At 68.7% G+C, this 23,293-nt stretch carries 17 protein-coding genes and 4 pseudogenes; 7 read left to right on the top strand and 14 right to left on the bottom strand.

Annotated elements, in window-relative coordinates; genetic code table 11:
* The 4 genes and pseudogenes from BG28_RS15795 to BG28_RS05375 all read right to left on the bottom strand — a co-directional run.
* A pseudogene (locus BG28_RS15795) lies at nucleotides 1-207 on the bottom strand (hypothetical protein); the annotation flags it as partial.
* Between the two features lie 374 nt (nucleotides 208-581).
* Entirely contained in the window at nucleotides 582-839 is a 258-nt protein-coding gene (locus BG28_RS05365) for a type B 50S ribosomal protein L31 (RefSeq protein ID WP_036474713.1), read from the bottom strand.
* A 141-nt stretch (nucleotides 840-980) separates the two neighbouring features.
* Nucleotides 981-1,901, bottom strand: a complete 921-nt coding sequence (locus tag BG28_RS05370; protein WP_051501037.1) for a sulfite exporter TauE/SafE family protein — start codon at nucleotides 1,899-1,901, stop codon at nucleotides 981-983.
* A complete protein-coding gene (locus tag BG28_RS05375; RefSeq protein ID WP_051501038.1) occupies nucleotides 1,901-2,737 on the bottom strand; it encodes an ABC transporter ATP-binding protein in 837 nt (278 codons plus the stop codon). The genes BG28_RS05370 and BG28_RS05375 overlap by 1 nt, the downstream gene beginning before the upstream one ends.
* Nucleotides 2,738-2,785: 48 nt before the next feature.
* On the opposite strand from BG28_RS05375, the gene serB reads away from it, so the two are divergent.
* The 7 genes and pseudogenes from serB to pgl all read left to right on the top strand — a co-directional run bounded on the left by serB (nucleotide 2,786) and on the right by pgl (nucleotide 12,629).
* A complete protein-coding gene (gene serB / locus BG28_RS05380) occupies nucleotides 2,786-3,778 on the top strand; it encodes a phosphoserine phosphatase SerB (protein ID WP_235180984.1) in 993 nt (330 codons plus the stop codon).
* 140 nt (nucleotides 3,779-3,918) lie between these two features.
* A complete protein-coding gene (tkt, locus tag BG28_RS05385; RefSeq protein WP_084479489.1) occupies nucleotides 3,919-6,078 on the top strand; it encodes a transketolase in 2,160 nt (719 codons plus the stop codon).
* Nucleotides 6,079-6,204: 126 nt separating this feature from the next.
* The gene (tal, locus tag BG28_RS05390; protein WP_036474717.1) at nucleotides 6,205-7,326 is read left to right on the top strand and encodes a transaldolase; all 1,122 of its coding nucleotides are present in this window, start codon (nucleotides 6,205-6,207) and stop codon (nucleotides 7,324-7,326) included.
* Between the two features lie 220 nt (nucleotides 7,327-7,546).
* Nucleotides 7,547-9,195, top strand: a pseudogene (locus BG28_RS05395) (glucose-6-phosphate isomerase).
* A gap of 110 nt (nucleotides 9,196-9,305) precedes the next feature.
* Nucleotides 9,306-10,775: a glucose-6-phosphate dehydrogenase gene (zwf, locus tag BG28_RS05400; RefSeq protein WP_235180988.1), complete on the top strand. Its 1,470-nt coding sequence runs from the start codon at nucleotides 9,306-9,308 to the stop codon at nucleotides 10,773-10,775.
* Between the two features lie 13 nt (nucleotides 10,776-10,788).
* Nucleotides 10,789-11,751 carry a glucose-6-phosphate dehydrogenase assembly protein OpcA gene (locus BG28_RS05405; RefSeq protein WP_036474719.1) on the top strand — a complete coding sequence of 321 codons (963 nt, stop codon included), beginning with the start codon at nucleotides 10,789-10,791 and terminating at the stop codon, nucleotides 11,749-11,751.
* Between the two features lie 71 nt (nucleotides 11,752-11,822).
* Nucleotides 11,823-12,629, top strand: coding sequence for a 6-phosphogluconolactonase (gene pgl, locus BG28_RS05410; RefSeq protein WP_036474721.1), 807 nt, complete (start codon nucleotides 11,823-11,825; stop codon nucleotides 12,627-12,629).
* 91 nt (nucleotides 12,630-12,720) lie between these two features.
* Here the strand turns inward: pgl and secG are convergent, their stop codons facing one another.
* From secG to BG28_RS05460, 10 genes and pseudogenes are all read right to left on the bottom strand, one after another.
* Nucleotides 12,721-12,972 carry a preprotein translocase subunit SecG gene (secG, locus tag BG28_RS05415; protein ID WP_036474722.1) on the bottom strand — a complete coding sequence of 84 codons (252 nt, stop codon included), beginning with the start codon at nucleotides 12,970-12,972 and terminating at the stop codon, nucleotides 12,721-12,723.
* Nucleotides 12,973-13,054: 82 nt separating this feature from the next.
* Nucleotides 13,055-13,879: a triose-phosphate isomerase gene (tpiA, locus tag BG28_RS05420; protein ID WP_036474723.1), complete on the bottom strand. Its 825-nt coding sequence runs from the start codon at nucleotides 13,877-13,879 to the stop codon at nucleotides 13,055-13,057.
* A gap of 142 nt (nucleotides 13,880-14,021) precedes the next feature.
* Complete coding sequence (gene pgk, locus BG28_RS05425; protein ID WP_036474725.1) at nucleotides 14,022-15,248, bottom strand: phosphoglycerate kinase; 1,227 nt, start codon at nucleotides 15,246-15,248, stop codon at nucleotides 14,022-14,024.
* Nucleotides 15,249-15,409: 161 nt separating this feature from the next.
* Nucleotides 15,410-16,414 (bottom strand): type I glyceraldehyde-3-phosphate dehydrogenase, encoded by a 1,005-nt coding sequence (gene gap, locus BG28_RS05430; protein WP_036474727.1) that lies wholly within the window; start codon nucleotides 16,412-16,414, stop codon nucleotides 15,410-15,412.
* Between the two features lie 321 nt (nucleotides 16,415-16,735).
* Entirely contained in the window at nucleotides 16,736-17,359 is a 624-nt protein-coding gene (locus tag BG28_RS05435) for a superoxide dismutase (RefSeq protein ID WP_036474729.1), read from the bottom strand.
* 146 nt (nucleotides 17,360-17,505) lie between these two features.
* Nucleotides 17,506-18,485 (bottom strand): annotated as a pseudogene (gene whiA, locus BG28_RS05440) (DNA-binding protein WhiA).
* 68 nt (nucleotides 18,486-18,553) lie between these two features.
* Nucleotides 18,554-19,587, bottom strand: a pseudogene (yvcK, locus tag BG28_RS05445) (uridine diphosphate-N-acetylglucosamine-binding protein YvcK).
* A gap of 2 nt (nucleotides 19,588-19,589) precedes the next feature.
* On the bottom strand, nucleotides 19,590-20,483 hold the full coding sequence (gene rapZ / locus BG28_RS05450; protein ID WP_036474730.1) for an RNase adapter RapZ: 894 nt from the start codon (nucleotides 20,481-20,483) through the stop codon (nucleotides 19,590-19,592).
* A 69-nt stretch (nucleotides 20,484-20,552) separates the two neighbouring features.
* Nucleotides 20,553-22,589: an excinuclease ABC subunit UvrC gene (uvrC, locus tag BG28_RS05455; RefSeq protein ID WP_036474732.1), complete on the bottom strand. Its 2,037-nt coding sequence runs from the start codon at nucleotides 22,587-22,589 to the stop codon at nucleotides 20,553-20,555.
* A complete protein-coding gene (locus tag BG28_RS05460; protein ID WP_051501039.1) occupies nucleotides 22,582-23,292 on the bottom strand; it encodes a 1-acyl-sn-glycerol-3-phosphate acyltransferase in 711 nt (236 codons plus the stop codon). Before BG28_RS05460 ends, uvrC begins: the two co-directional genes overlap by 8 nt.
* Between the last annotated feature and the right edge of the window lies 1 nt (nucleotide 23,293).

A 23,293-nucleotide genomic window follows, 5' to 3' on the forward strand; every position in this document is an offset into this window, starting at 1 on the left:
CTGGCCCTCGATCAGGACGTCTCCGACGGTGCCGGAGTTGTTCAGGGGGTCCAGGCTGGTCTGGAAGGACCAGGACTGGCTGGAATCAGCGGTGGCGACGCCGTCGGAGGCTCCGCCGTGGTCTGAGTGGGCCATGGCCGGGGCTGCGCTGAGCAGCAGCGCGCCAAGCGCGAGCGTGGGAACCGCGAAAAACTTTGATTTATGCATCTTCAGTTACTCCTGTTTGCAAGTGTGTGACGACTACCCACCACTGGGTGACGCAAGCAACACGTTACTTTAAAAGTTCCCCGAAAAAAATAAATAAAAAACTCAAATCAGATGAACGCTTAGGAGATTCTCTCCGTACGCGCGCGCACCTCACACTTGCTGTGCCCGGGTGACACCCTCGGCCTCGGTGACTACCGGAGGGCAGGCGAAGACACTGGCCACCCGAGCCGGTCATCGTCATGAGCTGGGAGAAGGGGCAGGGCAGCCTCCTCGAGGTGCTGGCAGCCGACCAGCCGCATGAGACAGCAGTAGGGCCGCAGTCGATGGACTGCGGCCCTACCGGGAATGCTCTAGGAGCGAGAAGCGTGAACTGCTTACTTCTTGCCGCCAAAGCCCTTGAAGCGTGCGTTGAAGCGCTCGACGCGACCCTCGGAGTCCATGATGCGCTGCTTGCCCGTGTAGAACGGGTGCGAGGCTGCGGAGATCTCGACGTCGATGACGGGGTAGGTGTTGCCGTCTTCCCACTCCATGGTCTTCTTCGAGGAGGTGGTGGAGCGGGTGAGGATCTTCTCACCGGAGGCCAGGTCGTTGAAGATGACCGGCTCGTACTTGGGGTGGATATCAGACTTCATGAAGTGTGTCCTTTTCATCTGCCGCTGGATTTTGCCAGAAGCGTGGAACTGAGGGTGGGCCGAGTTTGGACCAACACAGCACTATATCAAATCCACCGCAGCCCGGCCCAGCCCCGGTCCGCAGCGGACGCCCATGAGGGGTCAGCCGACGAAGAGGTTGCGCAGCATCACGAACAGCGCCACCAGGCCCAGGGTCACGATGATCAGGCGCAGCACCAGCGGCGAGAGCCGGCGGCCCACCCAGGCGCCGATCAGACCACCCAGCGTGGAGCCCACGGCGATCACCACCACCACCTCCCAGAGGATCACCCGATCCGCGGGCTCGCGGAGCAGGTAGTCCACCAGCACGTAGCTGATCGCGGCGGTGAGGTTCACGACGGCGACCAGCAGGTTCTTCACGCCGTTGGCCTGTTGGATGTTGGCCATCAGGAAGATTCCCAGGATGCCCATCAGCAGGATTCCCTGGGCGGCGACGAAGTAGCCGCCGTAGATGCCGGCCGCGAAGACCAGCAGCATCAGCACCAGGCTGACCGTGGGCATCGAGGGCCGTCCCGCCTTGGCCGCCTTCTCAGACGCACCCTCAGCTGAATCACCCGTGGCATCACCGGAGCCAGCTGTCTCGGCGTCCTTCTCCCGGGCCGCGGCGCGCGCCCGGACCCAGGCCGAGAGCCTGGGCTGGGCGATCACGAAGGCCAGCGAGACCACGATCAGGATCGGGGCGACCCGGCCGAAGACCTCTTCGGGCAGCGTGATCAGGAGCGTGGCGCCGATGACGCCGCCCAGGATCGACGCCGGCACCAACTTCTTCAGCACCGACTTCACCTGCCGGATCTCACGCCGGTAGCCCCAGGCGCCGGTGAAGTTGCCCGCGATCAGTCCCATCGCGTTGGAGACCGTGGCGGAGACCGGCGGCACGCCCATGGCGACCAGCACCGGGAAGGTCACCAGGGTGCCAGAGCCGACCACGGTGTTGATCGCGCCGGCCCAGATGCCGGCGACCAGGATGAGCAGGAGCTGTGCGAGGCTCAGATCGGTGAGGAAGAAGTCAGCGAGCGCCTCCATCAGCCACGAGCCTGCGAGGCCGATGAGAACGACGACGCGGCGGCAGCCGCGGGCTGCTTCTTGAACGCCGAGAAGCGTCCATCGCGGTGGATCAGGTCCAGCTCGGTGTCAAAGGTCCGGGACAGGTTCTCCGAGGTCATGGTCTCCCCGATCGGCCCGGCGGCCACGGTCTCGCCGTCGCGCAGCAGCAGCACGTGGCTGAAGCCGGGCGGGATCTCTTCCAGGTGATGGGTGACCAGCACGGTGGTGGGCGCCTCTTCGCTGTTGATCAGCTCGCTGGTGCGCTCCACCAGTGCCTCGCGGCCGCCCAGGTCCAGTCCGGCGCCGGGCTCGTCGAGCAGCAGCAGCTCCGGATCGGTCATCAGCGCCCGGGCGATCTGCACCCGCTTGCGCTCACCCTCTGAGAGGGTGCCGAAGGGCCGGTCGAAGACCGTGCCCACACCCCACTCGTTGAGCAGGGCGAAAGCGCGGCGCTCATCGAGCTGCTCGTACTCCTCGCGCCAGCGCCCGGTGACCCCGTAGGCGGCGGTGACCACGACGTTCAGCGCCGTCTCCTGCGCCGGGACCGTGGTGGTCAGCGAATTGGAGCTGAACCCGATCAGCGGGCGCAGCTCGAAGACGTCGACGGCGCCGAGCTGCTCATCGAGGATCTTCACGGTGCCGGTGGTCGGGAACAGCCGGGCAGCGGCGATCTGCAGCAGCGTGGTCTTGCCCGCCCCGTTCGGCCCCAGAATCACCCAGCGCTCGTCCTCGTTCACCGTCCAGGAGACGTCCTTCAGGAGTTTCTTGCGCCCTCGGCGCACGCTGACATTCTGGATATCGAGGACAGGACTCATGGGCCCAACACTATCGAACCCGATGAGTCGCTATAGGCTGAACACGCTATGACTGCGCACCCTCACTCCGATCAGCCCAGCCCGGATCTGTCCAACCCTGACCTCCCCCACGGCACGGTGGCCATGTTGGCGGCCGCCTCACTGGACGGGCCGCTGATCCGGTCCTTGACCCACGAATTCTCCCGGCGCGGGGTCGTGCACAGCGTGGAGCTGCGCCAGGTCCCGCTGGCCGAGGGCGAGGAGGTCTCCGCGGTGCGCTGGTCCGTGACGCTGGATGACTCCGACGACTCCTACGGCACCCAGCTTGCGGTCTCGCTGCTCGAAGACGCCGCCCACCAGCTTCCGGGCCCGGTCACCCAGACCGTGCTGCCCGCCCAGCGGCGGGCGCAGCTGCACGCCGAGGACGGTCGGCTGATGCTGCTCATGGACGTGGACTCCACGCTGATCGACCAGGAGGTCATCGAGCTTCTGGCCCGCGACGCCGGCCGGGAGGCCGAGGTCGCGGAGGTCACCGAGCGCGCCATGCGCGGGGAGCTCGACTTCGCCGCCTCGCTGCACCAGCGGGTCCAGACGCTCGCCGGGCTGCCCCGCACCGTGATCGACTCCACACTCGCCGCGATCACCCCCACCCAGGGCGCGCCCGAGCTGCTGGCAGAGCTGGGCCGGCGCGGCTGGCCCAGCTACGCCGTCTCCGGCGGGTTCCTCCAGGTGCTGGCGCCGCTGGCCGCGGATCTGGGCCTCACCGGCTTCCACGCCAATGACCTGGCGATCTCGCCGCAGGGAACCCTGGAGGGCACCGTCCGGGGCGCCGTCGTCGACCGAGCGGCCAAGAGAGAGTATCTTGAACAGTGGTCGGCGTCACAGGGGCTACTCCCCCACAATGTGGTCGCCGTGGGCGATGGAGCCAACGACCTGGACATGCTGGCGGCCGCCGGAGTGGGGATCGCCTTCTGCGCGAAGCCCGCACTGGCGGAGCAGGCGGACCTGGTGATCGACCACCGCTCCTTCGAGCTCATCTCGCTGGCCCTGGGGATGAGCTGAGATGAGCTTCAGCTGCCCGACGACGTCGCAGCATCAAGAATTCACACTCGCGATCATCACTCGTGAGCATTCTGCAATGCTCTGATGATCCGCCAGGAATAGCCTCTACCCCGGTAGGGTTGGACCTGCGCGGCACAACGATGTGCGCGGCCCTCGTTGTCCACCGTCCCTCACCATTTGGAGGAAACCTAGTGACCGATAATGCCGTATTCACCGATCTGGACAAGCGGGCAGTTGACACGCTGCGCGTGCTCGCAGCTGACTCCGTGGAAAAGGTCGGCTCAGGCCACCCCGGCACCGCGATGTCGCTGGCTCCAGCCGCCTACCTGATCTTCCAGAAGATGATGAAGCATGATCCCACTGATCCTCAGTGGATCGGCCGCGACCGCTTCATCCTCTCCCCCGGTCACACCTCTCTGACCCTGTACCTCCAGCTCTACTTCTCCGGCTACGGCCTCGAGGTCGAGGACCTGGCGGCTCTGCGCACCTGGGATTCGCTGACCCCCGGGCACCCCGAGTACGGCCACACCCCCGGCGTTGAGATGACCACCGGTCCGCTGGGCCAGGGGCTCGCCTCCTCGGTCGGCTTCGCCTACGGCCAGCGCCGGATGCGCGGCCTGCTGGACCCCGAGGCAGCTGCCGGAGAGTCCCCCTTCGACCACACCATCTGGGTCATCGCCTCTGACGGCGACCTGCAGGAGGGCGTGACCTCCGAGGCGTCCTCGCTCGCCGGGCACCAGGAGCTCGGCAACCTCGTGGTGATCTGGGATGACAACAAGATCTCCATCGAGGACGACACCGACATCGCGTTCACCGAGGACGTCGCCGCCCGCTACGAGGCCTACGGCTGGCACGTGCAGCGCGTGGACTGGAAGAAGTCCGGCGACTACGACGAGGACATCAACGAGCTGCACCGCGCACTCGAGGCGGCTCAGGCCGAGACCTCCAAGCCTTCGCTGATCGCGCTGCGCACGGTGATCGGCTATCCCTCCCCCAAGAAGCAGAACACCGGCGGGATCCACGGCTCGAAGCTGGGCAGCGACGAGCTCGTCGCGCTCAAGGAGCTGCTCGACTTCGACACCGAGGCACACTTCGCGGTGGAGGACGAGGTGCTCACCCACGCTCGCAAGATCCTCGAGCGCAGCGTGGAGACCCGCAAGGACTGGGACGCCAAGTTCGCGTCCTGGCGCGAGGCCAACGCCGATGCGGCCAAGCTGCTGGACCGGCTGACCGCCGGCGAGCTGCCCGAGGGCTGGGAGTCCCAGCTGCCCGAGTTCCCCGCCGGGGACGACGTCGCGACCCGCGCGGCCTCGGGCAAGGTGCTCAACGGCATCGCCGAGGTGCTCCCCGAGCTCTGGGGCGGCTCCGCGGACCTCGCGGGTTCGAACAACACGCTGATGTCGGGCTACGACTCCTTCATCCCGGAGTCCCACTCCACCGAGAAGTTCACCGGCAACCCCTACGGGCGCAACCTGCACTTCGGCATCCGGGAACACGCCGCCGCGGCGATCACCAACGGCATCTCGCTCTCGACCCCGCTGCGCACCTATAACGGAACCTTCCTGATCTTCTCCGACTACCAGCGCCCCGCCATCCGGCTGGCCGCGCTGATGGGCACGGGTTCGATCTTCGTCTGGACCCATGACTCCATCGGACTGGGTGAAGACGGACCCACCCACCAGCCGGTGGAGCAGCTCGCCAGCCTGCGAGCCATCCCGAACCTGGATGTGATCCGCCCCGGTGACGCCAACGAGGTGGCCATCGCCTGGCGCGAGGTGCTGCGCCGCAACGACCGCCCCGCCGGCCTGGCGCTGACCCGCCAGAACATCCCCACCTACGCCCGCGGCACCGGTGCCGCCACCGCCACCGAGTTCGGCGCGGTCGAGGGCGCGGCCAAGGGAGCCTATGTGCTCGCCGAAGCCGTCCGCGACGGCGCCGTGGTGACCCCCGAGGTCGTGCTCATCGGCACCGGCTCCGAGGTCCAGCTGGCCGTGGAGGCCCGTGAAGCGCTGGCCGAGCAGAACATCGCCGCCCGCGTGGTCTCGATGCCCTGCCGCGAATGGTTCTTCGAGCAGGACGCCGAGTACCGCGAGAGCGTCCTCCCGGCGGCCGTGAAGGCCCGCGTCTCGGTGGAGGCAGCAGCCTCCATGGGCTGGCGCGACATCGTCGGCGACGCCGGGCGCATCATCGGTCTGGACCACTTCGGTGCCTCGGCGGACTACAAGGTGCTCTACGAGAAGTTCGGCATCACCGCCGCCGCTGTCACCACGGCCGCCCAGGAATCCATCGCCGCCGCCTGAGCGCAGCGCCTCCCCCGGGGGCACCGCCCTGCGGCGCTTCCAGGAGGCGCAGCCCTCCGGGACCGCCTCCTGCGAGGCGCCCGGCGCACCACGACTCATCCATCACCTGGCATCAGGAGAATAGATATGACTGCTAATAAGAACACTCAGGCGCTCTCCGACCTCGGCGTCTCCATCTGGCTCGACGATCTCTCCCGCGAACGGCTGAACTCGGGCTCGCTCGCGAAGCTGATCGATTCGCACAACGTCGTCGGGGTCACCACCAACCCGACCATCTTCGAGTCCGCGCTGAAGGACGGCGAGGCCTACGAGGCGCAGCTCGCCGAGCTGGCCGCCGCCGGAGCCGACGCCGAGAAGGCCGTCTTCGACATCACCACCGCCGATGTGCGCGAGGCCTGCGACGTGTTCGCCGGGGTCTACGCGGCCACCGACGGGGTCGACGGCCGGGTCTCCATCGAGGTCGACCCGCGCCTGGCCCGCGACGCCGCCGGCACCATCACCCAGGCCCGCGAGCTGTACAAGGCGGTGGATCGGGAGAACGTGCTGATCAAGATCCCCGCCACCGTCGAGGGCATCGAGGCGATCGCCGCGGTGACCGCCGAGGGGATCAGCGTCAACGTGACCCTGGTGTTCTCGCTCGAACGCTACCGCGCGGTGATCAACGCGTTCATGCTCGGCCTGGAGAAGGCCCACTCGGACGGGATCGACATCTCGAAGATCCACTCGGTGGCCTCCTTCTTCGTCTCCCGCGTGGACGCCGAGATCGACAAGCGCCTGGAGCTAGCCGCCGAGGAGGGCAAGCCCGGCACCGAGAAGCTGAAGTCCCAGGCCGCGGTGGCCAACGCCCGGCTGGCGCACCAGATCGCGGTGGAGACCTTCTCCTCCGAGCGCTGGCAGCTGCTGGCCGAGCGCGGCGGACGCCCGCAGCGGCTGCTGCTGGCCTCCACCGGCACCAAGGACCCGAACCTCTCGGACACGCTGTATGTGACCGAGCTGGCCGGGTCCGATGTGGTCAACACCATGCCGGAGAAGACCATGCTCGCCCTGGCCGATCACGGCGTCATCGAGAAGGACACGCTCAGCGGCACCTACGTGGAGGCCAACCGGGTCCTCGACGGCATCTCCGCCGCCGGGATCAGCTACCGCGAGGTGGTCGACACCCTGGAGACCGAGGGTCTGCAGAAGTTCGAGGTCTCCTGGACCGGCCTGCTGGGCACCATCGATGATGGGCTCAAGCGCAACAGCTGAATCTGCACGCCGGTCGGCTCAGAACCTGAGCCGAGCGGCTGACTGTTCACTCCGTACGGTGCCCGGCCGGGCGGCGTCTCGGGAGCCAGCTTCACTGGCACCGAGACTCCCCCGACCGGGCGCCGATCAGGGTCAACAGCCGTGTGACTCCCACCGGCCCCCTATAAGCGCAGTTGCTGGCCAGGCTGAACCGCGGTTCGGTCGAGAAAGGAAGCACGTCATGAGCTCACTCTCCCTGACACTGACCGGAGCGGCCCGTGAGGCCGCCGAGAACCAGGTGCCCGGCCTGCTGGACCACGAGTTCGCCTCCCGGCTGGCCGCCAAGGACCACACCCTCTGGGGCATGGCCGCCGAGGACGAGGCCAGCAAGCGGCTCGGCTGGGTCTCCCTCTTCGAGGACTCCCGGGCGCTGCTGCCCAAGATCGCCGCACTGCGCGAGGAGCTCGCCGCCGAAGGCCTCACCCGGGTGGTGCTCGCCGGGATGGGCGGGTCCTCGCTGGCACCCGAGGTCATCTGCGCCACCGCCGGGGTGGAGCTCACCGTGCTGGACTCCACCGACCCGCAGCATGTGGCCGCCGTCGTCGGTGCTGAGATCGAGAAGACCGTGCTCGTGGTCTCCTCGAAGTCCGGCTCCACCGTGGAGACCGACTCGCAGCGCCGGATCGTGCAGCAGGCGATGACCGAGGCCGGGATCGACGCCGTGAGCCGCACCGTGATCGTCACCGACCCAGGCTCCCCGCTGGCGCAGTCCTCCGCCGAGGCCGGGGTCCGCGCGATCTTCGAAGCTGATCCCACCGTGGGCGGGCGCTACTCCGCGCTCACCGCCTTCGGCCTGGTCCCCTCCGGCCTGGCCGGCGCCGACCTGGAGACCCTGCTCGAGGACGCCGAGGACGCCTCCGTGATCCTCGCCGAGGACGACGCCGACAACCCCGGCCTGCGCCTGGGCTCCGCGATCGGCGGCACCGTCCCGCTGCGCAACAAGCTGGTGCTCGTCGACGCCGGTTCGCCGCTGATCGGGCTGGGCAACTGGATCGAACAGCTCATCGCCGAGTCCACCGGCAAGAACGGCACCGGCCTGCTGCCGGTGATCGTCGCCGACGGCGAGCCCGAGCTGCACCGCGAGGACGCCGACGTGCTGATCACCCAGATCATCGACGCCGAGACCGAAGATGGCGCCTCGGTGGACAACGACGACGCCGACCTGGTGGTCAGCCCGCACAAGGTGCGCACCGGCGGCAGTCTCGGCGCGCAGTTCATGCTCTGGGAGGTCGCCACCGTGGTCGCCGGCGCGCTGCTGAGCATCAACCCCTTCGACCAGCCCGATGTGGAGTCCGCCAAGACCGCCGCCCGCGGCCTGCTCGACGCCCCCGCCCCCGAGGCCGGGGAATCCGTGACCGACGGCGCCGTGGCCATCCGGACCCTTGGGTCCGCCGCGCTGACCGAGGCGAACCCGAGCACCCTGAGCGAGGCGCTGCAGGCGCTGGTGAAGTCCGTTCCCGAAGACGGCTACCTCGCGGTCACCGCGTACCTGGACCGCACCACCGAGACCCAGCTCGAGGCCATCCGGGCGCAGCTCTCCGCACTCTCAGGACGCCCGGTGACCTTCGGCTGGGGCCCACGATTCCTGCACTCCACCGGACAGTTCCACAAGGGCGGCCCGCACATCGGGGCGTTCCTGCAGCTGACCACCAGCTCCAGCACCGATCTGCAGGTCCCGGAGAGGCCGTTCACGCTGGGCAAGCTGATCGCCGCTCAGGCCGAGGGCGACGCCAGGTGCTGGCCGGGCACGACATGCCGGTGCTGCAGGTGCACCTGAATGACCGCACCGCGGGCCTGACTCAGGTCATCGAGACCGTGGACGCCCTGTGAACGCACCTCGCAACGCCGGCGCCCGCAGCGCCGGCGCCCGCAGCCGGCAAGGCAACCCGCTGCGCGATCCGCGCGACCGGCGACTGAACCGGATCGCCGGGCCCTCGGCGATGGTGATGTTCGGCGTCACCGGGGACCTGGCCCGGAAGAAGCTGCTCCCGGCCATCTATGACCTGGCCAACCGCGGACTGCTGCCGCCGAGCTTCTCGCTGGTGGGCTTCGGTCGGCGCGACTGGACCCATGAGCAGTTCGCCGCGGAGGTGCTCGAGCAGGTCAAGGCCTCCGCGCGCACCCCCTTCGACCAGCAGGTCTGGGACCAGCTCTCGGCCGGGCTGCGCTTCGTGACCACCTCAGGCTTCGACGAGGACGCGGCCTACGCCCGGCTCGGAGAGACCCTGGAGGAGCTCAAGGGGTCCCGCGGGACCCGCGGGAACCATGCGTTCTACCTCTCGATCCCGCCGAACTCCTTCGAGATCGTCTGCCAGAAGCTCTCCTCCCATGGACTGGCCACCCCGCAGAACAGCGCGGAGGAGCCGTGGAGCCGAGTGGTGATCGAGAAGCCCTTCGGCCACGATCTGGCCTCGGCGCGGGAGCTCAACGCCGTGGTGGAGTCGGTCTTCCCGCCGGACGCGGTGTTCCGGATCGATCACTACCTGGGCAAGGAGACCGTGCAGAACCTGCTGGCGCTGCGCTTCGCGAACCAGCTCTTCGAGCCGCTCTGGAACGCCCAGTACGTGGACCATGTGCAGATCACCATGGCCGAGGACATCGGCATCGGGGGCCGGGCCAGCTACTACGACGGCGTGGGCGCGGCGCGCGACGTGATCCAGAACCACCTGCTCCAGCTGCTCGCGCTCACCGCGATGGAGGAGCCGATCTCCTTCGACGCCCAGCACCTGCGCGCCGAGAAGGAGAAGGTGCTCGCCGCCGTCCGGCTGCCCGAGGACCTCGGCGCTGCCTCGGCCCGCGGACAGTACACCTCGGGCTGGCAGGGCGGGGAGAAGGTCGTCGGATTCCTGGATGAGGAGGGGTTCAACCCCGACTCCACCACCGAGACCTTCGCGGCGCTGCGCCTGGACATCAACACTCGCCGCTGGGCCGGCGCCCCGTTCTACCTGCGCGCCGGGAAGCGGCTGGGCCGCCGGGTCACCGAGATCGCGGTGATCTTCAAGCGCGCCCCGAACCTGCTCTTCCAGGACCACGACGACCACGAGTTCGGTCAGAACGCCGTCGTGATCCGGGTCCAACCCGATGAGGGCGCCACCATCCGGTTCGCCTCCAAGGTGCCGGGCACCCAGATGGAGGTCCGCGACGTCACCATGGACTTCGGCTACGGCCATGCCTTCACCGAGGCCAGCCCCGAGGCCTACGAGCGGCTGATCCTCGACGTGCTGCTCGGGGAGCCGCCGCTGTTCCCGCGCCACGAGGAGGTCGAGCTCTCCTGGAAGATCCTGGACCCCTTCGAGGAGCACTGGGCCGCCCAGCAGCTCCAGCCCGAGCCCTATGCCCCGGGCGGCTGGGGACCACCCTCCGCCCATGATCTGCTGGCCCGCGACGGCCGCACCTGGCGCAGGCCGTAGAAGGAGAACCCCAGTGATCGTCGAAATCGAGAACACCACCACCTCCAAGGTCTCCAAGAAGCTGCGGAGGCTGCGCGAGGACGGCGGCGTCGTCGCGCTGACCCGGGTGCTGACCCTGGTCATCCTGACCTCGAAGGACAACGCCGAACCTGCCATCGCCGCGGCGAACCTGGCCTCCCGCGAGCATCCCTGCCGGATCATCGTGCTGGCCTCCGGCCCGATCTCGGATGAGACCCGGCTGGACGCGCAGATCCGGGTCGGCGGCGACGCCGGCGCCTCCGAGGTGATCGTGTTGGAGGCCTCGGGCGAACTGGCCGAGCAGAACGAGGCGATGGTCTCGGCGCTGCTGCTGCCCGACGCTCCGATCGTGGCCTGGTGGGCCGACGAGCTGCCGGACAACGTCAGCTCCACCCCGATCGGGAGGATCGCGCACCGCCGGATCACCGATTCGGCGATGGACCCGCGTCCGCTGGAGGCGCTGCAGCGGATCTCCGCGCATTATGTGGAGGGTGACACCGATCTGGCCTGGACCCGGCTCACGCACTGGCGGATCCAGCTGGCCAGCATCTTGGATACCTTGGATCCTGCAGACATCAGCGCCGTGACCGTGGAGGCGGCCGCGGACCTGCCCAGCGCGGCGCTGCTCGCGGCCTGGCTGCAGCAGGCGCTGGGGATCCCGGTCAGCCTGGTCTCGACGGTGGCCCCCGCGGAGTCCGAGCTGCCGCTGACCCTGACCGCGGTCACCTTCCACCGCGCCGGCGGGGACGTGAGCCTCTCCCGGCCGCGCGGCGAGGAGATCGCGGAGCTGCGCTCCGCAGACGGGCTGGTTCAGGGCGTGCCGCTGCCGGTGCGCACCCTGCAGGTCTGCCTGGCCGAGGAGCTGCGCCGGCTGGACTCCGATGAGGTCTTCGGTGAGGTGCTCACCAAGGCGCTGCCGAACACCGATCTCTCAGGCGCCAACGCGGCGTCGAACTGATTCACCCGTCCCGAACACAGACCCACTAAGCTCGCAGCATCAGTGACGATGCGGCGGAAGGATGCACCCTCATGACAGATTCCCCTCAGCAGCCCGCACTCGCGGCGCCGCGCACCGAGGTCTACGCCGAGAAGGACCAGCTGGTCACGGTGGTCGCCGAGAGGCTGCTCGCCGTCCTGGTCGACGCCGCACGCCACCAGGGTGACGCCCATGCGGTGCTCACCGGCGGCAGCGCCGGCGTCGCGGTCCTGGCGAAGGTCGCCGATCTCCTCGCGCGGCCCGGCACCGAGACCCCGCCCTGGCAGAAGGTGCACTTCTGGTGGGGCGACGAGCGGCTGCTGCCCAGCGACGACCCGGAGCGCAACGCCCAGCAGGCCCATGAGGCGCTGCTCGACGTGCTGATCGAGCAGCACGGGCTGCCGGAGTCCAATGTGCACCAGATGCCGGTCTCCGAGGACGCGGCGGATCCGGAGATCGGCGCGGAGATCTACGCGACCGAGCTGCAGGCCCACGCCGTGGAGAACGGCCGCTCCGGCCTGGCGCTCCCCCGCTTCGACGTGCTGCTGCTCGGCGTCGGCCCGGACGGTCACGTCGCCAGCCTGTTCCCGGGCAAGGCCTCGCTGCACGTCACCGAGAAGACGACCACCAGTGAGGATGAGTCCCCGAAGCCGCCGCTGCAGCGGATCACGCTGACCTTCCCCGCGATCCAGACCGCCGAGCGGGTCTGGATGGTGGTCTCCGGTGCGGACAAGGCCGAGGCCGCGGCGAAGGCGCTCGCCCCGGGCACCGAGGTCACCGAGATCCCCGCGGTGGAAGCCCGTGGCGCCCGGGAGACCATCTGGCACCTGGACCACGCCGCCGCCAGCAAACTCAGCTGACCCCGCAGGGGCAGTTCAGAAAGCCCCAGCGAAGAGGAAAGCCCAGCTCGACCGTGGTGGTCGGGCTGGGCTTTCCTTGTGGGCGGTCGCGCTAGATGTCGGCGCCCAGGGGAACTATGAGCCCGAGGGCGACGATGATCAGGCCCCAGCTCAGGGCCAGGGTGATGGTCAGCCGGTTCAGGTTGCGTTCAGCCACGCCGGAGGACCCCAGCGAGGAGGTCACGCCGCCGCCGAACATGTCCGACATGCCTCCGCCGCGGCCTTTGTGCAGCAGGATGAGCAGGATCAGCAGCAGGCTGATCAGTGCCAGGAGCACCTGAAGTGTGATGGTCAGTGCAGACACAGCGACCTTTCGTGATGGAACGTGGGCGAATCAGCTACCAGGATAGCCCGGAACGGGCGCAACCCTGGCCTCCGGTGGTTGCTCAGGCCTGCGCGCCGGTGTCGACGTGCTTCTCGAAGGAGGCGATCTTGCTGAACTCCTCGGTGTCCAGGCTCGCGCCGCCGACCAGGGCGCCGTCCACATCCGCGCCCGCGAGGATCGAGGCGACGTTCTTGGACTTCACCGAACCGCCGTAGAGCACCCGGACGGTCTCGGCGAAGCCCTCCGAGTACAGCTCAGCGAGCTTCGCACGGATCGCGGCGGACATCTCCTGGGCGTCCTCGGGTCCGGCGACCTTTCCGGTGCCGATGGCCCAGACCGGCTCATAGGCGACGACGAGCTCGGTGAGCTCCTCGGCGGTGCGCCCGGCCAGGGCGCCCTCGAGCTGGGCCAGGGTGTGTGCCACGTGGTTGCCGGCCTCGCGGACCTCAAGGCCCTCACCGACGCAGAGCACCGGGGCGAGCCCGTGGCGCAGCGCGGCGGAGAGCTTGGCGTTGAGCTGTGCATCGGTCTCGCCGTGGACCTCGCGGCGCTCGGAGTGCCCGATCAGCACCTGGGAGCAGCCGAGCTTCTTCAGGAAGGCCCCGGAGATGTCACCGGTGAAGGCGCCGGAGTCCTGATCGGAGAGGTCCTGGGCGCCGTAGTCGACGCCGAGCTTGTCCCCGGTGACCAGGGTCTGCACGCCGCGCAGATCGGTGAACGGCGGGAACACCGAGACCTGCACGCGGTCGTAGTCGTGGCCGGCGTCGTTCAGCGTCCAGGCCAGCTTCTGGACCAGCGCGATCGCCTCCATGTGGTCGATGTTCATCTTCCAGTTGCCGGCGATCAGCGGGCGACGCACGAAGGCGCCATTCTTCTGAGTAGTCATGGAGAGGAGTTCCCTTTCAACGGTGGTCAGGTCAACGGTCAGGTCAGCTGTGAGGTCACCGGGACGGCGTCACAGCAATGGTTCAGTGCGGCGTACAGTGCAGCGCGGTGAGGCAGCGCGGTGGTGCAGCTCGGCGCGGCGCTCAGTTCTCGAGCGCGTCGATGCCCGGCAGCGCCTTGCCCTCGAGGTACTCCAGGCTGGCGCCGCCGCCGGTGGAGATGTGGCCGAAGCTGTTCTCGTCGTAGCCCAGCGCGCGCACCGCGGAGGCGGAGTCCCCGCCGCCGACCACGGTGAACGCCTCGGTGGTGGTCAGCGCCTCGGCCACCGCGGCGGTGCCCTTGGCGAAGGCCTCCATCTCGAACACGCCCATCGGCCCGTTCCAGAAGACCGTCTTGGCCTGGGCGATCTCGGCGGCGAACGCCTTGGCGGTGTCGGGCCCGATGTCCAGGCCGAGCGCCTCGGCGCCGGCCGGACCGGACTCCAGGGCATCCACCGGGAGCACCTCGACCTCGGCGTCGGCGGCGAAGGCCGAGGCCATCACGATGTCGGTGGGCAGCACGATCCGGCAGTTCTGCCGTTCGGCGGACTCCAGGAAGCCCTTGACGGTGTCGAGCTTGTCGTCTTCGACCAGGGACTTGCCGATGCCGTGGCCCTGGGCCTTGAGGAAGGTGAAGACCATGCCGCCGCCCACCAGGAGCGTGTCGGCGCGGCTCATCAGGTTCTCGATCACCGCGAGCTTGTCGGAGACCTTGGACCCGCCCAGCACCACCGTGTAGGGGCGCTGCGGGGTCTCGGTGAGCCGCTGCAGCACCAGCAGCTCGTCGCGGACCAGGTCGCCCTGGTAGGCGGGCAGCTTGGTGGTGATATCGGCCACCGAGGCGTGCCGGCGGTGCACCGCGCCGAAGGCGTCATTGACGTAGGCGCCATGCGCGCCGGTCAGCGCGGCGAGCTCGGCGGCGAGGCTGTCTCGCTCGGCGTCGTCCTTGGAGGTCTCGCGCGGATCGAACCGGACGTTCTCCAGCAGCAGGATCTGTCCGGGCTCCAGTGCGGCGGCCTGTTCCTGCGCGCTGGGACCGACGAGGTCATCCGCGCGCAGCACGCTCAGCTCGGTGAGCTCGGCCATCCGCGCGGCCACCGGGGCCAGCGAGTACTTCGGCTCGGGCTCGCCCTTGGGCCGACCCAGGTGGGCGGCGACCAGGACCCGGGCGCCGGCGGCGGCGAGCTTCTCCAACACCGGCAGCGAGGCGCGGACGCGGCCGTCGTCGGTCACCACCCCGTCGGAGAGCGGCACGTTGAGGTCGGAGCGGACGAGCACTCGGCGGCCGTTCAGGCCTTCGGAGAGCAGGGCGTCAAGGGTGGCTGCAGTCATGGGATCAGGGTACCAATCGCTGGAAGGGAGGGACTCAGGAGCCGCCGACGACGCCGGGCTGTGCCGCACGCGCCGTGCCGGCCGGCCGGTGCCGCACGGCAGAGGCCCCGGTCCCGACGAGGATTCGTCGAGCCGGGGCCCTTGCTGTCATGCGAGCTGGATCAGCCGCCGACGTGTGCGGTCATGTCCACCAGGCGGGAGGAGTAGCCGTACTCGTTGTCGTACCAGCCGAAGACCTTCACGGTCTTGCCGATGACCTTGGTCAGCGGGGCGTCGAAGATCGTGGAGTGCGGGTCCCCGACGATGTCGGAGGAGACCAGCGGATCCTCGTTGTAGGCCAGGATGCCCTTGAGCGGGCCCTCGGCGGCCTTCTTGAAGGCGGCGTTGACCTGCTCGGCGGTCACGCCCTCCTTCTCGATGGCCACGGTGAGGTCGGTGCCGGACCCGGTGATGACCGGGACGCGCAGGGCGTAGCCGTCGAGCTTGCCGTCCACCTCGGGGATGACCGCACCGATGGCGGCGGCCGCACCGGTGGAGGTCGGGACCATGTTCACTGCGGCGGCGCGGGCGCGGCGGGGATCGCCGTGCGGGGCGTCGTGCAGGCGCTGGTCGCCGGTGTAGGCGTGAACCGTGGTCATCAGGCCCTCGACGAGACCGAACTCGTCGTTGAGCACCTTGACCATGGGAGCCAGGCAGTTGGTGGTGCAGGAGGCGTTGGAGACCACGGTGTGGTTCTCGCGGTCATAGGTGTTCTCGTTGATGCCCATGACCAGGGTCGCGTCGACGCCCTTGCCAGGTGCCGAGACGATGACCTTCTTGGCGCCGGCTTCGAGGTGCTTGCCGGCGGTCTCCTTGGTGGTGAAGAAGCCGGTGCACTCGAGCACGACGTCCACGCCGAGCTCGCCCCAGGGCAGGTTCGCCGGGTCCTTGTCGGAGAAGAGCTTGATCCGGCGGTCACCGGCGACGAGGGTGTCGCCCTCCAGGGAGACCGGTGCCGGGAAGCGACCCATGACGGAGTCGTACTTGGTCAGGTTCACCAGCTGGGCGGGGTCGGTGAGGTCGTTGATCGCCACGAGCTCGAGGTCGGTGCGGCCGGTGTTCTCCAGCACGCGCAGCACGTTGCGGCCGATACGTCCAAAACCATTGATCGCGATTTTCGTCGCCATGAGGTTCCTCTCTTGAGCATGGGACCGCAGTTCCTGCGGGCCTTGGAGCCGTTCTTGCGCAGTCCGCCCTGGCGCTTGGAAACCAGGGAAAAAGGCCCTTAGACACACGTTGGGGATCAGCAGCTCGACCGTAGTCGAACCGCTGACCCCCAACAACATCGTTGTCCATCAGGCTGTCTGCAGAACGTGATTTTCAGTTTTCTTGTACATCATTCAACCATGTCGCCCGGGCTGGCCCCAACATTGAGGGGCCGGTTCTCCCTGGGCGGACTACCGGTCCCGCAAGGGTCCGGGAGTCTCAGCGCCTGAGCGCCGGGCAGCTCAGGGAGTGAGCAGCTTGGCGGCGCCCGTGCGGGCGGCCTCCAGACGTGCGGCGACGTCGGTCCAGTTGATGATGTTCCAGAACGCCTTCACGTAGTCGGGCTTGACGTTCTGGTAGTCCAGGTAGAAGGCGTGCTCCCACATGTCGAGCATCAGCAGCGGGATGGTGCCCACGGGCACGCCGTTCTGCTGGTCGTAGAACTGCTCGATGACCACGTTGCCGCCGATGGGCTCGTAGGCGAGGATCGCCCAGCCGGAGCCCTGGATGGTCAGCGCGGCGGAGGTGAACTGGGCCTGGAAGGCCTCGAAGGAGCCGAAGTACTCGTCGATGGCGGCTGCCAGCTCGCCCTCGGGCCGCTCCTGGCCCTCCGGGGAGAGGTTCTTCCAGAAGATCGAGTGGTTGGTGTGTCCGCCGAGGTTGAACTGCAGGTCCTTGAGCAGCTTCGGAGTCGTGGCGTAGTCGCCCTTCTCACGAGCCTCGGCCAGCTTCTCCAGCGCGGTGTTCGCGCCGGTGACGTAGGTCTGGTGGTGCTTGGAGTGGTGCAGCTCCATGATGCGGGCCGAGATGTGCGGCTCGAGCGCGGAGTAGTCGTAGTCCAATTCAGGAAGCGTGAAGTCAGTCAAAATGTCCTCCTAGACACGGGGGTTCGTCGAGGCCAGCTGCACCTCGGCTCGGTCCTCATCCTATGCGGTGAGTTCCACACCAGAAAGAGGGATGACGCCCGTGACGTGCAGTGTTCACCACAGGAGAAACTACTGTGGGCCGCAGCTCAGCCCTCGAGCATGTCCGGAGTGACGCTGGACTCGGTGCCGGGGATCTTCAGCTCAGAAGCCTGCTTGTCCGCCATGGCCAGCAGCCGGCGGATCCGCCCGGCGATGGCGTCCTTGGTCATCGGCGGGTCCGCGAGCCGGCCCAGCTCGTCCAGCGAGGCCTGCTTATGCGCCAGTCGGAGCTCTCCGGCGTACTTCAGATGCGGCGGGGCGTCCTTGCCGAGGATCTCCAGGGCGCGCTGCACCCGGGCGCGGCGGCGACGGCGGCCTGGGCCGAGCGGCGCAGGTTGGCGTCGTCGAAGTTGGCCAGCCGGTTGGCGGTGGCGCGGACCTCTTTGCGCATCCGGCGCTCCTCCCAGACCAGCAGGGTCTGATGCGCCCCCATCAGGGTGAGCAGCTTCGCGATGGAGTCCCCGTCGCGGATGACGACGCGGTCCACGCTGCGCACCTCGCGGGCCTTGGCCGGGATGCCGAGCCGGCGTGCGGAGCCGACCAGGGCCAGCGCCGCCTCGGGGCCGGGGCAGGTGACCTCCAGGGAGGAGGAGCGTCCGGGCTCGGTGAGCGAGCCGTGAGCCAGGAAGGCGCCGCGCCAGGCGGAGACCGCATCGGCCATGGACCCGTTGACCACGACGGAGGGCAGGCCGCGCACCGGGCGGCCGCGGGCGTCGAGCAGCCCGGTCTGCCGGGCCAGCGCCTCGCCGTCGCGGACCACACGCACCACGTAGCGCGAGCCGCGCTTGAGTCCGTTGCCGGAGACCACGATGACCTCGGGGTTGTGTCCGTAGACCTCGGTCACGGTGGTCTTGAGCCGTCGCGCCGTGGCGGCATGGTCCAGCTCGGCCTCGATCACGATCCGACCAGAGATGATGTGCAGTCCCCCGGCGAAGCGGAGCATGGCCGAGACCTCGGCCTTGCGCTCGGATGTGGTCTTGACGTGTTGGCGGGAGAGCTCTTCTTTGACCGACTCGGTCAGCGCCATATGTGTTGTCCTCTGGTCTTCGTCTGATGCAGCTCGGTCATCGTACCCAATACCCCGGGGGCTCCGGCTCAGTCGCTGAAGACCTCGCTGAAGGCGATGGCCAGCCGCAGCGGGTCGTGGACCTCGGGCTGCCCCGCCTTGGCGACGTCGTGATAGCGCACCTCGGCGCCGAGCAGCTCGGCCGCCTGGGCGAACTCCGCACGCTCCTGGATCGGCACTGAGGTGGGATCCGCGATGATGCGGTGAACGTGCATTCCTGGGGCGTAGTGATGAAGGACTCGCAGGTGTTCGGCGGGACTCATGCCCGCCGTCTCGTCGGTGTGTGGTGTGAGGTTCATCACGATACACCGCCGGGCCTCGGTCTCATAGAGCGCGTCCCGGAGCTGCGGCAGCAGCAGATGCGGCAGCACCGAGGTGTACCAGGAGCCAGGACCTAACACCACCCAGTCACTGAGCTCGATGGCGGTGAGCGCCTCGGCGCAGGCCGCAGCCTCGGCCGGGTGCAGCGCGACGTCGCGCAGCCGCCCGAGGCTCCCGGCCTTGGCCAGAGCGACCTGAGAGGACAGCCGACCGCCGCTGTTGGCCGGCGGCTCGAACCCGTCCGGGCCCGGCAGGGGTTCCACGACGCCGGACATGGTCAGTGGCTGCCGGGACATCGGCAGCACCTGGCCGCGGGCGCCGAGCAGCGTCCCGGCCCAGCGCAGACCCTCCACGGAGTCGCCGATGAGCTCCCAGAGCGCGACGATGAGCAGGTTGCCCATCGCATGGTCATCCAGCTGCCGGTGACCCCCTCGCGGGAGCGGAACCGGTGCTGCATCACCTGGGCCCAGGTACGGCCCCATTCGGTGTCGTCGCACAGCGCGGCCAGCGCCATCCGCAGGTCCCCGGGGGGCAGCACGTCCATGTCTTCGCGCAGCCGCCCGGAGGAGCCGCCGTCGTCGGCCACTGTGACGATGGCGGTCAGGTGCTCAGCGGCGATGACCCGCAGAGCGGAGAGCGTGACGGAGAGCCCGTGGCCCCCGCCCAGGGCGGAGACCCGGAACGAGCCGCGAGAGGAGCCGCGGGAGGAGCCGCCCGCGGGCGGCGGACCGATCTGGGTCACGACTACTCACGTCCCAGATCACGGTGGATGGTGTTCACCGTGACGTTGGGCAGCTGGCCCAGCCGGCGGGCCAGCTCTTCGGAGACCGCCACGGAGCGGTGCTTGCCGCCGGTGCAGCCTACCGAGATGTTGGCGTAGTGCTTGTTCTCGCGCCGGTAGCCCTCGATCACCGGGCGCAGCGATTCCACGTAGTTCTCCAGGAAGTCTCCGGTGCCCTCATTGCCCAGCACGTACTCGCTGACCTGGGCGTCCAGGCCGGTGTAGGGGCGCAGCTCGGGCACCCAGTGCGGGTTGGGGATGAAACGCATATCGGCGATGAAGTTGGCATCGGCGGGGACCCCGTATTTGAAGCCGAAGCTCATCACGTTGAGCCGGAGCTGGACCGGGCCGTCCTCGTTGAAGATCTCGGTGATCTCCTTGGCCAGGCCGTGGACGTTGAGGTCGGTGGTGTCGAGCACGATCTCCGCAGCGGCCTTGACCTCCTTGAGCAGATCGCGCTCGGCGGTGATCCCGTCGAGGATCCGGCCCGAGCCCTGCAGCGGGTGCGGGCGGCGGCCCTGCTCGAAGCGGCGGACCAGCAGCGCGTCGGAGGAGTCCAGGAACAGCATCCGGTAGGTCACCCCGGTGGCCTTGAGCTGCTGGAGGGCCCCGAGCATGTCGGAGAACAGCGCGCGGGTGCGCACGTCGATCACCACGGCGAGCTTCTCCATGGATCCGGGGTGCCGGGAGATGATGTCGATCATCGTGGTGATCAGCTCCGGCGGAAGGCCTTCGACCACGTACCAGCCCAGGTCCTCCAGGGCGTGGGCGGCCGTGGTGCGGCCTGCACCGGACATGCCGGTGACAATCAACAGTTCGTTCTCGGGGGGCTTCACCGGGGTCAGACCAACATCCATGTCTCAGAGCTTATCTGCCCGGTATGACAAGGGTGAAGCTCTGGTTCAGGCCGGGGTTCAGACCGGAGTTCAGACCGGGTCTTTCGCCGCCGCGCCGGCCGGTTCCGGCGCCGGCGCGGCGGCCTCGGCGCGCAGGTGATCCAGGATCTTGGTCGCGGTGTCGCGGCCCAGGCCGGGGACCTCGATGATCTCCTCCAGGGTGGCCTTCTTCAGGTTCGCGACCGAGCCGAAGTGCGCGACGACGGCGGCGCGGCGGGCCGGCCCCAGGCCCGGCACCTCATCGAGCGCCGAGGCGGTCATCGCCTTGGACCGCTTGGAGCGGTGGTAGGCGATGGCGAAGCGATGGGCCTCGTCGCGGATCCGCTGCAGCATGTAGAGCGCCTCCGAGGAGCGCGGGAGCACCAGCGGGAAGTCGTCCCCGGGCAGCCAGACCTCCTCGAGCCGCTTGGCCAGTCCGACGACGGGCAGGTCGGTGATCCCGAGGTCATCCAGCGCCTGCCGGGCCACGTTGACCTGCGGCTGGCCGCCGTCGACCACGACCAGGCTGGGCGGGTAGGCGAAGCGTTCGGCCTCGCGCTCGACCACGGTGGAGTCCTTGGTCTCCCCCGCCGCGAGTTCTGCAGCGTCTACCGGAACCTCAGCCGCCACACCCTCGTCCAGCTCGGGCACTGCGGCTTCGGACCGGGCCTGGTCCTTCAGGTGCCGGGCGAAGCGGCGGCTGATCACGTCATACATCGCCGAGGTGTCGTCCCGGGCGGCGTCGCCCTTGACCGAGAACCGCCGGTAGTCGCGCTTCTTGGCGAGCCCGTCCTCGAGCACCACCATCGAGGCGACCACGTTGGTGCCGGAGGTGTGCGAGATGTCGAAGCATTCGATGCGCAGCAGCGGCTCGGCCGCGCCGAGCGCCTCCTGCAGGTCACGCAGCGCCGCCGAGCGGGTGGTGATGTCGGAGTTGCGCCGGGCCTTGTGCAGCGCCAGCGCCTGGGAGGCGTTCTCCTGCACGGTGCCCAGCAGGGCGGCCTTGTCCCCGCGCTGGGGCACGCGCAGGCTGATCTGCGCCCGGCCCTCGCCGGAGTCGCTGCGCAGCTGGCGCAGCCAGGCGGTCATCTCCTCGGCGTTGTCCGGCAGCGCCGGGACCAACACCTCGGGCGGGATCCGTTCGGTGTCCGCCATGGAGCCGTAGACCTGCATCAGCAGCTGCTCGACCATCGCGCCGGCGTCGGTGTCCTCGACCTTCTCCACCACCCAGCCGCGCTGGCCGCGGATCCGGCCCTGCCGGACGTGGAAGACCTGGGCGGCGGCCTCGAGCTCATCCTCGGCGAAGGCGAAGATATCGGCCTCGGTATCCTCGGAGAGCACCACGGAGTTGCGTTCGAACACCCGGCGGATGGCTTCGAGGTCGTCGCGGTGCCGGCCGGCGTCCTCATAGCGCAGCTCGGCCACGGCGGCCTTCATCTCGTTCTCGATCCGGCGCACCTGTGGGCCGGGGCGTCCGGCCATGACCTCGCAGAACTCCTCGGCGAGCTTGCGGTGGTCCTCCTCGCTGATCTCCCCGACGCAGGGCGCGGCGCATTTGCCGATATAGCCCAGCAGGCAGGGCCGGCCGGAGGCCTTGGCGCGCTTGAACACTCCGGCGGAGCAGCTGCGCACCGGGAAGACCCGCAGCATGGTGTCCACGGTCTCGCGGATCGCCTTGGCCGGGTAGAACGGGCCGAAGTACTTCACCCCGGGCTTCTTGTCCCCGCGCATCACCTGGACCCGCGGGTACTTCTCGTTCATGGTGACCGCGAGGTAGGGGTAGGACTTGTCGTCGCGGTACATGATGTTGAACCGCGGGGTGTGCTGCTTGATCCAGGTGTATTCGAGCTGGATCGCTTCGAGCTCGGAGCCGACCACGGTCCATTCCACGCTGGAGGCGGCGTGGACCATGGCGTAGGTCTTCGTGTGCAGCGTGGCGACCCGGGCGAAGTAGGAGTTCAGCCGGGCGCGCAGGTTCTTGGCCTTGCCGACATAGACCACACGGCCATGCGGGTCGATGAAGCGGTAGACCCCGGGGGTGGTGGGGATCTCTCCGGTGCGCGGGCGGTAGGTGGTGGGGTCAGCCATCGGCCTCGGCGGGCGGCGCGTTGTACCGGGCCACCCGTTCCTGGCCGCTGAGCGCGGCGATGGCGTCCATGATCTGCTCGGTGGCGGCCCGGCGGGCGGGCAGCGGGTGCTTCTTGCCCAGCTGCTCGAACTGCAGCGGCTCCCCCACGTGCATCTCGAACTTGGTGGGCCGGATCATCCGGGAGTCCGGCTTCTGCAGCGCCTCGGTGCCGCGCAGCCCGACCGGGACGATCGGCAGACCGGTGGCCACCGCAAGCCAGCCGACGCCGTTCTTGCCGCGGTAGAGCCGGCCGTCGCGGCTGCGGGTGCCCTCGGGGTAGATTCCGACGCCGTGGCCGGCCTGGGCGATCGAGCCCAGCTCGAAGAGCGCCTCCACCGAGGCGGACTGGCGCTGCCGCTCCACCGGGACCGAGCCCACGGACTCGAAGAACAGCTTCATGGCGCGGCCCTTCACCCCGGTCTGGTTGAAGTACTCGGCCTTGGCGAAGAAGCTCACGGTGCGAGGGAACAGCGCCTGGATCAGCACGGAGTCCAGGAAGGACAGGTGGTTCGACGCGACGATGAACCCGCCCTCGGCCGGGGTGTTCTCCAAACCGGTGATCACCGGGCGGCAGGAGAGCTTCACGGCGATCTCGAAGGTCTTGCGGACCGCATCATTGGTGGCGACCCGCTCGGAACCCTGCGCCTCGGGGGTGGTGCTCACC

Source organism: Nesterenkonia sp. AN1 (assembly GCF_000582475.1).
GTDB classification, from domain to species: domain Bacteria; phylum Actinomycetota; class Actinomycetes; order Actinomycetales; family Micrococcaceae; genus Nesterenkonia; species Nesterenkonia aurantiaca.

Bases quoted from the DNA above. Each gene is read 5' to 3' on its own strand.
- tpiA (WP_036474723.1), bottom strand. From the start codon at position 13,879: ATGACTACTCAGAAGAATGGCGCCTTCGTGCGTCGCCCGCTGATCGCC.
- zwf (WP_235180988.1), top strand. From the start codon at position 9,306: ATGGTGATGTTCGGCGTCACCGGGGACCTGGCCCGGAAGAAGCTGCTC.
- uvrC (WP_036474732.1), bottom strand. From the start codon at position 22,589: ATGGCTGACCCCACCACCTACCGCCCGCGCACCGGAGAGATCCCCACC.
- pgl (WP_036474721.1), top strand. From the start codon at position 11,823: ATGACAGATTCCCCTCAGCAGCCCGCACTCGCGGCGCCGCGCACCGAG.
- BG28_RS05375 (WP_051501038.1), bottom strand. From the start codon at position 2,737: ATGAGTCCTGTCCTCGATATCCAGAATGTCAGCGTGCGCCGAGGGCGC.
- serB (WP_235180984.1), top strand. From the start codon at position 2,786: ATGACTGCGCACCCTCACTCCGATCAGCCCAGCCCGGATCTGTCCAAC.
- tal (WP_036474717.1), top strand. From the start codon at position 6,205: ATGACTGCTAATAAGAACACTCAGGCGCTCTCCGACCTCGGCGTCTCC.
- gap (WP_036474727.1), bottom strand. From the start codon at position 16,414: ATGGCGACGAAAATCGCGATCAATGGTTTTGGACGTATCGGCCGCAAC.
- rapZ (WP_036474730.1), bottom strand. From the start codon at position 20,483: ATGGATGTTGGTCTGACCCCGGTGAAGCCCCCCGAGAACGAACTGTTG.
- pgk (WP_036474725.1), bottom strand. From the start codon at position 15,248: ATGACTGCAGCCACCCTTGACGCCCTGCTCTCCGAAGGCCTGAACGGC.
- BG28_RS05370 (WP_051501037.1), bottom strand. From the start codon at position 1,901: ATGGAGGCGCTCGCTGACTTCTTCCTCACCGATCTGAGCCTCGCACAG.
- BG28_RS05365 (WP_036474713.1), bottom strand. From the start codon at position 839: ATGAAGTCTGATATCCACCCCAAGTACGAGCCGGTCATCTTCAACGAC.
- tkt (WP_084479489.1), top strand. From the start codon at position 3,919: ATGTGCGCGGCCCTCGTTGTCCACCGTCCCTCACCATTTGGAGGAAAC.